Source organism: Bacteroidota bacterium (assembly GCA_016720935.1).
Lineage (GTDB): Bacteria > Bacteroidota > Bacteroidia > AKYH767-A > 2013-40CM-41-45 > JADKJP01.
In genome coordinates, this window is record JADKJP010000004.1 from 274,968 (window position 1) to 287,523 (window position 12,556).

Annotated in this window: 13 protein-coding genes and 1 tRNA gene; 8 read left to right on the plus strand and 6 right to left on the minus strand. The window is 43.1% G+C overall.

Annotated features, from left to right (window positions below):
• Positions 1–17 precede the first annotated feature (17 nt).
• Positions 18–2,438, plus strand: coding sequence for a penicillin acylase family protein (locus tag IPP86_05245; protein ID MBL0137919.1), 2,421 nt, complete (start codon positions 18–20; stop codon positions 2,436–2,438).
• Positions 2,439–2,633: 195 nt separating this feature from the next.
• Positions 2,634–2,705: transfer RNA gene (locus tag IPP86_05250), tRNA-Arg, on the plus strand.
• A 56-nt stretch (positions 2,706–2,761) separates the two neighbouring features.
• Here the strand turns inward: IPP86_05250 and IPP86_05255 are convergent.
• A complete protein-coding gene (locus IPP86_05255) occupies positions 2,762–3,883 on the minus strand; it encodes a PAS domain-containing protein (protein MBL0137920.1) in 1,122 nt (373 codons plus the stop codon).
• A 163-nt stretch (positions 3,884–4,046) separates the two neighbouring features.
• On the opposite strand from IPP86_05255, the gene IPP86_05260 reads away from it, so the two are divergent.
• From IPP86_05260 to IPP86_05285, 6 genes are read left to right on the plus strand one after another with little or no spacing between them, the layout of a single operon-like run.
• Entirely contained in the window at positions 4,047–4,496 is a 450-nt protein-coding gene (locus IPP86_05260) for a sterol desaturase family protein (GenBank protein MBL0137921.1), read from the plus strand.
• Between the two features lie 59 nt (positions 4,497–4,555).
• A complete protein-coding gene (gene crtI, locus IPP86_05265; GenBank protein MBL0137922.1) occupies positions 4,556–6,037 on the plus strand; it encodes a phytoene desaturase in 1,482 nt (493 codons plus the stop codon).
• Positions 6,018–6,857 carry a phytoene/squalene synthase family protein gene (locus tag IPP86_05270; GenBank protein ID MBL0137923.1) on the plus strand — a complete coding sequence of 280 codons (840 nt, stop codon included), beginning with the start codon at positions 6,018–6,020 and terminating at the stop codon, positions 6,855–6,857. The genes crtI and IPP86_05270 overlap by 20 nt, the downstream gene beginning before the upstream one ends.
• Positions 6,858–7,361, plus strand: a complete 504-nt coding sequence (locus IPP86_05275; protein MBL0137924.1) for a hypothetical protein — start codon at positions 6,858–6,860, stop codon at positions 7,359–7,361. It abuts the gene before it with no gap.
• A 52-nt stretch (positions 7,362–7,413) separates the two neighbouring features.
• On the plus strand, positions 7,414–8,094 hold the full coding sequence (locus IPP86_05280) for a lycopene cyclase domain-containing protein (protein MBL0137925.1): 681 nt from the start codon (positions 7,414–7,416) through the stop codon (positions 8,092–8,094).
• Positions 8,069–8,914: a 4-hydroxy-3-methylbut-2-enyl diphosphate reductase gene (locus IPP86_05285; GenBank protein MBL0137926.1), complete on the plus strand. Its 846-nt coding sequence runs from the start codon at positions 8,069–8,071 to the stop codon at positions 8,912–8,914. Before IPP86_05280 ends, IPP86_05285 begins: the two co-directional genes overlap by 26 nt.
• Before the next feature lie 191 nt (positions 8,915–9,105).
• Here the strand turns inward: IPP86_05285 and gldN are convergent, their stop codons facing one another.
• The 5 genes from gldN to gldL all read right to left on the minus strand — a co-directional run bounded on the left by gldN (position 9,106) and on the right by gldL (position 12,427).
• Complete coding sequence (gene gldN / locus IPP86_05290; protein MBL0137927.1) at positions 9,106–9,951, minus strand: gliding motility protein GldN; 846 nt, start codon at positions 9,949–9,951, stop codon at positions 9,106–9,108.
• Positions 9,952–9,973: 22 nt separating this feature from the next.
• Positions 9,974–10,615: a hypothetical protein gene (locus tag IPP86_05295; GenBank protein MBL0137928.1), complete on the minus strand. Its 642-nt coding sequence runs from the start codon at positions 10,613–10,615 to the stop codon at positions 9,974–9,976.
• The gene (locus IPP86_05300) at positions 10,548–10,793 is read right to left on the minus strand and encodes a hypothetical protein (GenBank protein MBL0137929.1); all 246 of its coding nucleotides are present in this window, start codon (positions 10,791–10,793) and stop codon (positions 10,548–10,550) included. The genes IPP86_05295 and IPP86_05300 overlap by 68 nt, the downstream gene beginning before the upstream one ends.
• Positions 10,783–11,607 (minus strand): hypothetical protein, encoded by an 825-nt coding sequence (locus tag IPP86_05305; protein MBL0137930.1) that lies wholly within the window; start codon positions 11,605–11,607, stop codon positions 10,783–10,785. Before IPP86_05305 ends, IPP86_05300 begins: the two co-directional genes overlap by 11 nt.
• Before the next feature lie 61 nt (positions 11,608–11,668).
• Entirely contained in the window at positions 11,669–12,427 is a 759-nt protein-coding gene (gldL, locus tag IPP86_05310; GenBank protein ID MBL0137931.1) for a gliding motility protein GldL, read from the minus strand.
• Positions 12,428–12,556 lie beyond the last annotated feature (129 nt).

Here is a 12,556-nt window from a genome sequence, read left to right on the forward strand (position 1 = left end):
TTACGGAAATTAACAGCGTGAAGTTATTCAAACGGATTTTCTTTTTTTCTCTCGGGATCATATTGCTGCTGACCGGAATTGTCTGGATTTATCTTTGGACAACCAAGCCTGTTTATTCCGGCAACATTCCTGTTAAGGGAATGTCGCAACCTGTCGAAACCTATTTTGACTCGTATGGAATTCCTCACATCTACGGACAAAACGAAGAAGATGTGTTTCGTGCCCTGGGATATATCCAGGCACAGGACCGCTTGTTCCAGATGGAAATGCTGCGTCGCGTAAGCGCTGGACGTTTGTGTGAAATTTTTGGAAGCAGTCTGCTCGATGTAGACCGCTTTTTCAGGATGCTGGGAATCGCCCATCATGCCGAAGCTTCCGCTCAGCATTTTTCAAAAGACACCATCAGCTCAAGTCATCGCGCCGCACTTGCTTACATCGAAGGCGTGAATGAATATCTTGAAAATGGAAAGACTCCTGTTGAATTTCAGTTACTCGGAATTCCGAAAGAAAAATTCACCGTAAAAGATTTATATCTCATCGTTGATTTCATGTCTTTCAATTTTCAGATGGGATTCCGCACAGATCCGTTGATGAGCAGAATCCGAAAGAACTTCGGTGAAGATTACCTGAAAGATCTTGCCCTTGGTTATGTTCCGGGTACGCTCACCGAGCCTGTACATTTCCCTCAGGATTCGATGTCAAAAATCAAAGACTCCACACTGATCAGCAGTATTGACAAAGTAGAAGAATTGCTTCCTTTTAAAATCTGGATGGGCAGCAATGCCTGGGTCGTTTCCGCCAACCGATCATCTTCCGGAAAAGTGCTTTTCGCGAATGATACACACATTGGTCATCAGCAACCTGCTGTGTGGTATGAAGCGCATCTTGAATGTCCGGGATTCAGTTTCTACGGAAATTTTCTTGCCGGATTTCCATTCGCTCCGATCGGCCACAGTTTGCGTCACGCCTGGGGACTAACCATTTTTGAAAATGATGATTTGGATTTCTTTGTAGAAAAACCCGACTCCACCAACCCCAATCGGATTTGGAGAAAAGATCGCTGGGAGGAGCTGAGTTCGCGCGAAGAAATCATACACGTAAAGGACAGTGCTGACATCCGTATCCTCTGCCGAAGTTCGGACCACGGACCAATCTGCAGTGATGTGATGAGCGATTTTAAAGACATCACAACTGCTCCTGTCGCAGCTTGCTGGTCATTTTTAAAAGAAGAAAACAACCTGCTTGAAGCTACATATGATCTAGCGCATGCGACCAGCATGGAAAATTTCCGTGCAGCTGTGTCACAAATCGCTGCTCCCGGTTTGAATGTATTGTATGGAGATACAGAAAATAATATCGCCTGGTGGACCGCCGCGAAAATTGTCAATCGCCCGAAAAACGTCAACCCAAGTTTACTTTTGGATGGCTCTACGGGCAATGATGACTGGCTGGGTTATTATCCATTCTCCGCAAATCCCCGCTCGGAAAATCCTCCAAACGGCTATGTTTATTCTACAAACAACCAGCCGGATTCTGTAAACCACGTTTTGTATCCCGGATATTATTTACCGGAAGACCGAGCTGTGAGAGTAACGCAGTTCCTCAATTCAAGAGGTGTTTTTGATGTACATGCCTTTCAGCAACTGAATACGGATGTGATCAATCCTGTTGCTGCACAAAACGGAAAAAACCTGCTGATCTCTCTACCGGATGAAATACGCGCTTCCTCCACAGCAGCTGCATCCGCTGCGGCTATTCTTGAAAAATGGAATGGTTCACATCAGTTGGAAGACTGTGCTCCTACAATCTACTACCGCTGGTTATACGAAGTGCTTCACAGAACTTTCGCCGATGAAATGGGTGAAAAAGATTTTGAAGCCTTTCTCAAAACACATGTTGAAAAATGTTCAGTCGCTCCATTTCTGAAATTAAATGAATCAGTGTGGTGGGACAATGTCAAAACCACCGACAAAAAAGAAAGTAAAAAAGAAATTGTAGGCGAAGCTTTTCTCGCTGCTGTTGGAGTATTAGTTGACAAGCTTGGTCCTGATCCGGAAAAGTGGGCATGGAAACGTGTGCACACACTGGAATTTGAACATCCTCTTGGAAAACAAAAACCGCTGGACCGTTTTTTTAATATCGGTCCTTTCCCTGAAATGGGTGGAATTGAAACTGTGAATAACCAAAGCTTCAATATGACCGCCGATTATCGTTGCAAAACAAATCTCGGTCCTGCTCTTCGCAGAATTCTCGACTTCTCGGATCCGGAACATGGCATCAGTATCAACCCGACAGGACAAAGTGGAAATTTCATGAGCGATCATTACGATGATCAGTCGGCATTGTATGTACGCGGACTGTTTCGTGCGGAGCTGATGAATCGCGATGAAATTATTCGACAGGGTGGAGATGCATTGATGATGGAGCCGGTGAAATAATCTCGTATTGTAAAGCGGCTGTTTCCAGTTTCATTTCGAAACTGATTGAACCCTGTAAGTAGTCAATCCATTGGATCTTGCAGTCACAATACAATTTCCCAAAAGCAGCTATTTTCCACTATTTCCCCGTTTCTGCCTAAACGAATTGCTTTGTAATTTCGCCTGCAGTACTACCTTTGCACGGCCAAAAAAACTGGTCTCATAGTACAACGGATAGTACGTGGGCCTCCGAAGCCTGAGATCTAGGTTCGATTCCTAGTGAGACCGCAATAAAAAAGCGATGTAGACTTTTTCTGCATCGCTTTTTTTATTTGAAAAAAATATCAGTTCAGAGTTTCTCTCTCCCGCAAACTGAACAACAAAGCTTTTTTTCCTTTGTGTTGAATAAAGCTTGCCCGGAGGTCAACGGGAATTTCTTTGCCGTCTTTCATCCAGATAAATGCACTGTATTTATCAATTTCTCCGGAATAGAATTTTCTGTGGACATCCATAATTTCCGCCCTTTTGTTTTCAGGAACAAGTTCGAGCATATTCTTACCAACCAGTTCCGGCAAATCTAAACCCTGGAGTTGAGCTGCTCGAATATTGGCTTCCAGAATCACACCATCCGCGTCTTCGATAAACATGGCTTCCGGACTGAGATCAAAAATCTGTCTGAACCTGGATTCAGATTCCCTTATTCTTTCATCGGCCTTGAGCAATTTGGTATAGTCAAATGCAAAAGCCCCAACAAACACCTTTCCGTTGGATTGTGGCAATGGAAATTTGTGAACGATCCAATCCCGCTGCACACCATCAGGAGTGGTCATGTTATAAATATATTCAACCGTCTTACCGTAATCAAGAGCGAGTTTATCGGTATCACTGATTTCTTCTTTTGCAGCGAGAAATAATTCTTTGTACGATTTGCCCAGGACTTCAGACGACAATTTTCCACTCATGGTCTCGAAGCCGGAATTGACAAATACGTATTTGCCTTGTCCGTCACGAATCCAGGCTGCACCGGGAGCATTATGCATGAATATCCGGAAACGCTCCTCGCTTTCTTCCAACTGTAACTCAAAAGATTTCCGTTCTGAAATATCCCGGAGCTGAACCATGATACCGTTAACTTGCGGAATATTGATCATGTTGTTAAAAATGCACTCCATCCAAACGTATTCCTTGTGCGCATTTAACACCCTGTAATCCGCTGTGACCCGATTGCCCGGATAAACCAGCAAGACGGACTGACGTAATTTAGCAGTATGGTGATCCGCCGGATGAATAAAGTCCAGAGCAGATTTACCTACCAGTTCCCTGGGATCATATCCAAATAATTTGCCTACAGTTACACTCGCGTAGAGGACAATTCCCTGTTCATCGACCACAAAAAAAGCATCCGTCCGATGCTCTATCAGCTTCTCGAAATACTCCTGTTTCTGCATATGCCTCGAAATGGTCATTGTTCTTGTACTAATGTTTATTTATTGTTAACGGGGGCTAAAAAAACGATTTTTTTTGGGATAATAGATGAATAATCAGTGATATCTCAGCATTATTTTCATAGTTGAAACAATCTACTTACTGGATTGTTTACAAAGGGTTCTAAGAACTATCTTTACAGGAATGGAATCCAATCTGATTATCAATATTTTAGCATTTATCATCACTTATCTTCTCATGGAAGGTGTTGCCTGGACTACACACAAGTATGTGATGCACGGCTTTCTGTGGTCCCTACACGAATCTCATCACCGTCCGCATAAAGGTATTTTTGAAAAAAATGACTTCTTTTTCCTCATGTATGCGTCTATCGCGATGGTACTGATGTATTTCGGATATGAAAATCTGGACTATCGTTTCTGGATGGGTATAGGTGTAACTGCCTATGGATTTACTTATTTCCTCCTGCACGATGTGTTCATCCACCGAAGAGCAAAATGGCTGGAAAAAATCAACTCACGTTATTTTCAGGCGATGCGTAAGGCACACAAGGTTCATCATAAAACTTTGGGCAAAGAAGGTGCGGAAGAATTCGGGCTTTTACTTTTCAAACGCCGTCACTGGCGTTCCTGATTTTTTCTCCGTAAAAAAATCCCCCTCAAAGATTTTATTTGAATAATTGAAAGGCTAAGATGTCAAAGAAAGTATTAATTATAGGAACGGGACTTGGAGCATTGTCAACCGCGCTCAGGTTATCCTCCAAAGGATATAAAGTTGAGATGGTAGAAAAATACCATCGCGCCGGTGGACGTTTAAACCTTCTTGAAAAGGATGGGTTTACATTCGACATGGGTCCTTCCTTTTTTAGCATGAGTTATGAATTTGACGAACTGTTCCGTTCATGCAATGTTCCCAATCCTCTTGAACTGGAAGCACTGGATCCGGTATACTCTGTAAGGTTCGCAAATCGTGAGAATCCATTCTACATTTACAAAGACCTCGCGAAACTGGCCAATGAATTCAAAGATCTCGAAGTAGATTTTGAAATCAAAATGCGTGCTTACCTCGACGCAGCAAAACGAATGTTCCACGATACGGAAGACATTGTGATCCGGAAAAATTTCAATTCTCGTCTGGATTACCTGATGAAGCTCACCCGGGTTCCTCTAAAACACAGTCCAAAGATGTTCCGTTCCATGTGGACGGAACTCAGCAATACTTTTCAATCAGAAGAAGTACGAGTGATTTTTTCACTGGTTGCATTTTTTCTGGGCTCCACACCTTTTCAAACTCCTGCAGTTTATAGTTTACTCAGCTATACAGAACTCGAACACGACGGCTACTGGAATGTAAAAGGTGGAATGTACCGCATTGTCGAAGAACTTTTACGTCTGATTAAAGAACGTGGCGTAACCATTCATTACAATACTGAAATCACATCTGTTCAAACAAGCAATGGAATGATCCGTTGTTTTGTGGATGCAAAAGGAAAAGAATGGGACGCTGATATTTATGTCGCTAACAGTGACGCGGCAAGTTTCCGGGGTAAAATTCTGAAACGTGAAAAATTCACCACCGAAAAACTGGATGCGATGGAATGGACGCTTGCACCATTCACAATATACTTAGGTATAAAAGGAAAAATTCCAAACCTCATTCATCACAACTATTTTCTTGGAAGTAATTTCAAGGATTACGCGGATACAATTTTCAAAACTTCCGTCACACCCGAAAAACCATATTACTACGTGAATGTAAGCAGCAAATCCAACCCGGAATCAGCTCCGGAAGGTTGTGAAAACCTCTTCATTCTCTGTCCCGTACCTGATCTGCGTCACAAACCCGAATGGAAGGATGCTGATCAATTTGCCAATGTAATTCTGGAGGACTTGTCGTCGCGAATCGGTTATGATCTGAAGGCGACAACACTTACTAAAACGATTCTCACTCCGACAGACTGGCAAAATCAGTTTAATCTTTACCAGGGCAGCGGGCTTGGACTCGCGCATGGATTGAACCAGGTAGGTGGCTGGAGACCTTCCAATAAAGATGAAAAATTCAGTAACTTGTTCTACGTTGGCGCTTCGACAACACCCGGAACAGGTCTGCCTATGGTTGTCATCGGATCCAAACTTGTCCTTGAACGCATCGAACATGAATATGGAACTCTATAATCAGATCAGCTACAAAGCGGGTAAGGTGATCACGAAGGATTACAGTACGTCCTTTTCTCTCGGCATTCGGATGCTGGACAGAAAGTTTCATGATCCTATTTACGCCATCTACGCTTTCGTGCGTGTCGCTGATGAAATCGTTGATTCCTTTTATCAGTGCGACCAGGCTGCAATACTGCGTAAATTCATTGAAGCTACAGATGACGCTTTGAAATGCAGACTGAGTACAAATCCCGTGCTGCATGCCTTCCAGGATGTTGTTCACCGCTACTCCATTGAAAGACCGTTGATCGATGCCTTTCTTCACAGCATGGAAATGGATTTATCCGAAAAGAAACACGAAGAAAATTCGTATTCGGAATATATATACGGAAGCGCTGAAGTCGTTGGACTGATGTGCCTGAGAGTGTTTTGCGAGAATGATGCTGATCTTTACGATCGCCTGCTCGGACCCGCACGAAAACTAGGCGCGGCATTTCAGAAAGTCAATTTTCTGAGAGACATGAAAAGCGATTACAGCGATCGTGGGCGTATTTATTTTCCCGGAATTGATTTTGAAAAATTCGACAATGAGAGTAAAAAGCTGATTGAAGCCGACATACAAAAAGATTTTGATGACAGCCTCGAAGGGATCCGTGCTTTGCCACAAGGTTCACGACTGGGAGTGACCATTGCCTATATCTACTATCGTGCTCTTTTCCGTAAAATCAAAATGGCTTCAGCTGCCACCGTGCAACAACAACGCATCCGAGTTCCTGATTCACAAAAACTATTTTTGTTGTTGAAAACCTGGTTCCGATACAAACTCAACCTGATCTGATTGAAACATCTGTTGCTATATCTCTGCGGTTTCCTGATTTCATTTCAGGTTTCAGGAGCTCATCTCTCGGTGGATGCGGTCAGAGCCGCCTTTGTTCAGTCAGCAAATGACGAAGATAAAACAGAGCAATTACTCAGCGACCTGAGTGGTAACCTGTCAGATCCTCTACTCATTGCTTACCGTGCCGGAACAGAAGCCCTCATGGGAAAGTTCTCTTCGATTCCCTGGACCAAGTATTCCTATTGCAAACAAGCCATGAAATCTTTTCAGGATGCAGTTTCAAAAGATCCTTCGAATATCGAAATACGTTATCTCAGAATTGCCGTTCAGGCAAACCTTCCCTCCTTTCTCAACATGAGTGAAAATATTGAGGAAGACAAAAAAGTCATCATTAAAAATATACAGACATCGTCAGACATTTCACTGAATAAAAAAATCGCGGCGCTTTTGCTTGACAAAGTTTCCTGTTCAGAAGCAGAAAAAAGTATTCTTCGAAAATACTAAACCGACGTGTTGCCAGAAGGACACGCATTATAGATTTACCGGACTGAAATCAATGTACACCTATCTCCTCATTAACATTTTTTCAATCAGCGTACCCCTTCTTTTCTCTTTTGAAAAAAGACTGGCCTTTTACAAAAAATGGAAAGCCCTGTTTCCGGCTATTCTGATCACCGGCGTGTTTTTTGTCATTTGGGACCATTACCTGACAGTTTGGAATGTCTGGAGTTTTAATCCCAAATACCTCACAGGCATCAATATCTGGGGACTTCCGATTGAGGAGTGGATGTTTTTCTTCACCATTCCCTATTCCTGTGTTTTTATCTATGAAAGCCTGAATATTCTTCTGAAAAAGGATCCATTTCAACGCTTTTCAAAAAACATTTCCATCACTCTGATTGTTATCCTTTCCGTTACAGCATTGTGCAATACAGACAAAAGCTACACCGGTATCAAATTATCTCTTACCGCGCTGATGCTGCTGTTTGTAGTCATCCGGAATTTTCCATTTATGGGGAAATTCTATCGTGCATACCTGGTGAGTCTCATTCCATTCTTCATCGTGAATGGAATCCTGACCAGTCTGCCGGTTGTGATTTACAACGATAGTGAAAATCTCGGTATCCGGATCTTCACCATTCCGATTGAAGACACGATGTACAGCCTGTTGCTGCTCCTGATGAATATTGTTTTGTTTGAATACTTCAAAAATGAAAAATCTCCGCGTCACCATTGATACAAATTCAGGCTTTTGCTTTGGAGTGGTGTATGCAATCAAATTAGCTGAGGAAATTCTGAATGAGCACGGGCAGTTATTTTGCCTTGGTGATATCGTTCACAATGACGCTGAGATAGACCGTCTGAAGAAAAAAGGTTTACAAATCATCAGTCATGATGAGCTGAAAAACCTCCGCGATGTACAGGTACTCATTCGTGCGCATGGAGAACCGCCTTCCACCTACCAACTGGCTTTAGAGAACAACCTTACTTTGATTGACGCTTCCTGTCCGGTTGTACTCAAACTTCAAAACCGTGTAAAGCAAACTGCGGACGAAGACAAAAATATTTTTATCTATGGTAAAAGAGGACATGCGGAAGTAGAAGGGCTGATCGGACAAGTAGGAAAAGATGTGACTGTATTTTCAGATATCAATGAATTGAACTGGGAAAAAGTCCCTTCACGCATTTCACTGTACAGTCAGACTACAAAAAGCACTGAAAAATTTTACTCTATTTATGATCAGTTCATCGAGAAAGGCATCGATGTAGAGTTGAATGACACTACCTGCAGACAGGTCTCCAACCGCGATTTACAGCTCCGGGAATTTGCATTGGCCTATGATGTCATCATTTTCGTTTCAGGCCTTAAATCGTCCAATGGAAACGTTTTGTACAATGTCTGCAAAACCTTTAATCCCCGCACACATTTTATCAGTACGGTCGGTGAAATTAAAAATGAATGGTTTGAAAACAACAACTCCGTAGGCATTTGCGGCGCCACTTCTACTCCTATGTGGTTGATGGAGGAGGTTCGGGAAATCGTTAGCGGGTTCTGAGTTCCGGGTTCCGGGTTAGTTCAAGGTTAGCTTGAGATTGAGTTTAGTTCAAGGTTCTGATTCAACATCACTAACCTCTAACACTAAACAACTAACAACTAACAACTAAGCACTAAGCACCAACCACCAACCACCAAAAAAAAAGCCCGACTGAAAAAATCAGCCGGGCCTTTTTAGTGTTGAATGGGTTTTTAGAATTCCCACATATCGTGTTCGAAATTCGTGATATCATCTTTGATTCTTTCTGATTCCAGGAGAGCGCTGAGGCCCTGACGGTAGTCGGAAATCAAGCGGTCGTATACGTTGGCCTCTTTGTAGATATAAGAGCCGAATAAACGCTTCTGGAAGATATCATCAAATGATCTGCGTTCCGCATCGTTCTGACGGTTAAAGACCTCCGCATTGGCCAGGAGCTTACGTGCTTCAGGATAATAGACCCAGAACAAAGGCTTCTTGATATTTCCTTCACGAACGTTACCAAACTCATCACGGTCGTAAATCAGAGGAGCGATTCCGATAATGCGAACATCCATCACTGAACGTTGCTTGTCGAAGAACCAGTCTTCCTTTACACGGTAACCGATCACATTGTCACGTGAAAATTCACGAACGATAACAGTATCGAATTCATCGTATGGAGGATCTGGACGCTGCATTTTGGTGGTATCAGTACGAGCACCGCCGCGTGATTCGATCTCTTTCAGTGTAATAGGAAGCGTAAACTGATCATCCTGATAACCGTAAGCGGTCAGAGAACCTTCAGTAATGGCGTCCATTACAACGTCAATGAGATTTTTACGATCCTTGGTAGCATCGTGTAATGGGTATTTGAGGGGAAGATTAATCTTCTCGTTCAAATCGATCACACGCCAGATCCGTTTGGACCACATCACATCGGCCTCACGTAAGTAGGGATACGGAATCACCTGACGGGTCACCGTATGTTCCTTTACATAAACACCGTCAAGTACATTCTGAGACATAGCTGTTCCTGCAAGCAGGGCAGCGAAGAATGTCAAGAGGATTCTGATTTTCATTGTAGAACCTTTTAGGTTGAATTTATTGAATGACAAAGCTCATTGGCGACAAATTACGTGACGATTGATCGGCACCTGTAGCCATTCTTGCTTTGATGTATTCAAAGAACACTTTGTCTCCGGCTCTTGATTTCGCCAGGGCATCACGCATTTGTTGGGTCAGCTGGTTTCCTGTAGATTCAAAATCCTGAGGATCTTTACCCTTTCCGGATATTGCCATTCTGAATCCGGTAATCTTGAAGAACAATTCGAAGTCGAAGTTTTCAAGTTGTGGGATCAGGGTTCCAGCCATCAACAAGTTTTTGTTGATCGGGCCACCTTTGCTATTGGAAATAGTTGCAACAGGATCCGGAACACGTTTCACACGATATTCGAAGGCTCCCATTGGCATTACTTTTCCTCCAATCTCCGCGGACACTTTGATCGTTGCTTTTCCTACTGTGGCAACATTTGCCATATAGTGACCGCCACCGAGTGTCGCGTTTGGTTTCAATGTACCGCCGCCACCTTCGATGCTGACTTTAACCTTGTCATTGGAAACGCCAGGAACGGAGATCGACATCGGGTTATCCACACCGATATACAATACGTTCATTTTATCTGCAGACACTACAGAGTTTGGTTTTTTGAGCAACGTAGGACTGACTGAAAGGATAGTATTCATAGCTTCCATCCGGTTTTTTCACGCGGATAACACCGCCCCATTTTTTCTCCCCTTCTGAACCCGGGCGATCGTTGTATTTCGCGTAACCACCTTCAACAGGAAGAGGTTTATCGCTGCCACCACGCATTTGTTTTGCAACAGAATCATAAGTAGCACCGATGAATACTTCAGGAGCCATGGTAGAAGAAGTAGCAGACAAGAAATACATCCGCCTGATAGTCGGAACCAATGGTAACAACAGTACTGTTTGCGATAACTTTCGCATTCAGTTTATTGAGTTTAATGACGTTCTTATCAACGGAAGAAAGCAATACATCAATCACTTGGGATTCGGCATTGCGCACGTCAGCCTGGATCTTGGTTAACAAGGCCACGGTTGCAACAATCGGGTTGTGATAAAAGCTGGCCATTTCCCATGTCCTTTTTCCGTCTTCCGGTTTTTTCGGGTCCGATGTATTTAACAGGATATCCAATTGCTTTTTAAATTCCTCTTCTGTTCCTTTTGGAACGTTTGCTAGAATCGTTTTCTTGAATGACTCAAGATCTTTTTTCAACTCAGATGCCTTCGCGCCCTGGCCGTCCTGGTTATCACCGACCATCACGTGTGTAGGCACATCGTAATCGTCTTTTCTTTCCATTTCTGGCAATGCCGGAGTTGGTTCTCCTTTGTCAAGATGATCCGCTTCACGAATGAGCAGTTCTTTCAAATCATCAATTTTCTTTACAAGGTCATTCGCGCCTTTTTTAACGTTGTTCGCTCTGTCGTTAACGTCTTTGTATTTCGCGGCATCTACTGACATCGCCTGAGCGAAAGCAGCATACGTATTCTGATTCTTTTTGTCGATATTCTCTTTTGATAACTGGACACTCTCGTTGATCGTAACGAAGGCGTTAATTACCTCCTTCGTGACATTCAACGCCAGGAGGGCTGTCAACACGAGATACATCATGTTGATCATCTTCTGCCTGGGTGTCAATTTTCCACCTGCCATAGTTGATTAGTGTTTTGCTGGTTAAGTGTATTGGATTAATTGCTGATCTCCGCCATTTCGCTTAGCGAATGGTCATAGCGGACAACATGTTACCATAGACCGTATTGAGTTGTGAAAGGTTCTTGGCCAATGTCGCAACTTCTTCACGATACTTACGCGTATCATCAAGAGATGAATTGAGGTTCGACATAAGCTCGTTGATACCATCGTAAAAACGGCTGGTTTGTTTGAGGTGTTCATTGCTGTCCTGCAATTGCAGTTCATACACCGCATTCAAAGCCGCCAGGTTTTTACCTGCATTCACGACCTGGTCTTTGTATACACGCACCTCTTCGGTGGAAGAAGATAATGCTTCAACAGCAGAGGCAGCTTTTGTATAAGAATTATTCAGCTGATCAACTGACTGGGATGCTTTCGATACATTTTTTACGTAATCGTCCGTTGCAACAGATGCGCTGCTCAGGTTAGCCATAGAGGCTGTATTCTCGCTCAATGAACGGAGACCGGTACCGAGGCTTTCGATAAGTTCCGGACCAATTTTGGCATCCGACATCAGCTTGTCCAATTGTTGTGCAATCGGATCTGTTTTCTTTTTCTTTTCCTTTTTACCGTGAGCATCATCATCCATTCCTGCGAGTTCAGGGTAAACAAGGGACCAATCTACATCTTCATGTGGTGGTTCAAACGCGGAGAAGAAGAAGATCACCGCTTCTGTACCGAGACCGAGCACCAGGAAGAATCCCGATAATGGCCAGTGTTGAATTTTAAAAAGTGCACCGATGATTACAATGGATGCTCCCCATCCGTATAATCTGGCCATGAATTTCTTGAACTTCTTTCCTTGTGTTAATTCGCTAAGTCCCATAGTTTTCGAATTGATTTATTGGTTAGACGTTGATTTGTTTGTCGAGTTTTGGTAATAGTCAATGATAATATAATTCGGCGAAAA

What these genes read in the sequence shown, in the direction of transcription:
- IPP86_05255 (MBL0137920.1), bottom strand. Translation starts at nt 3,883, where the DNA reads ATGACCATTTCGAGGCATATGCAGAAACAGGAGTATTTCGAGAAGCTG.
- IPP86_05260 (MBL0137921.1), top strand. Translation starts at nt 4,047, where the DNA reads ATGGAATCCAATCTGATTATCAATATTTTAGCATTTATCATCACTTAT.
- crtI (MBL0137922.1), top strand. Translation starts at nt 4,556, where the DNA reads ATGTCAAAGAAAGTATTAATTATAGGAACGGGACTTGGAGCATTGTCA.
- IPP86_05270 (MBL0137923.1), top strand. Translation starts at nt 6,018, where the DNA reads ATGAATATGGAACTCTATAATCAGATCAGCTACAAAGCGGGTAAGGTG.
- IPP86_05280 (MBL0137925.1), top strand. Translation starts at nt 7,414, where the DNA reads ATGTACACCTATCTCCTCATTAACATTTTTTCAATCAGCGTACCCCTT.
- IPP86_05285 (MBL0137926.1), top strand. Translation starts at nt 8,069, where the DNA reads ATGAAAAATCTCCGCGTCACCATTGATACAAATTCAGGCTTTTGCTTT.
- gldN (MBL0137927.1), bottom strand. Translation starts at nt 9,951, where the DNA reads ATGAAAATCAGAATCCTCTTGACATTCTTCGCTGCCCTGCTTGCAGGA.
- IPP86_05295 (MBL0137928.1), bottom strand. Translation starts at nt 10,615, where the DNA reads ATGAATACTATCCTTTCAGTCAGTCCTACGTTGCTCAAAAAACCAAAC.
- IPP86_05300 (MBL0137929.1), bottom strand. Translation starts at nt 10,793, where the DNA reads ATGGCTCCTGAAGTATTCATCGGTGCTACTTATGATTCTGTTGCAAAA.
- IPP86_05305 (MBL0137930.1), bottom strand. Translation starts at nt 11,607, where the DNA reads ATGGCAGGTGGAAAATTGACACCCAGGCAGAAGATGATCAACATGATG.
- gldL (MBL0137931.1), bottom strand. Translation starts at nt 12,427, where the DNA reads ATGGCCAGATTATACGGATGGGGAGCATCCATTGTAATCATCGGTGCA.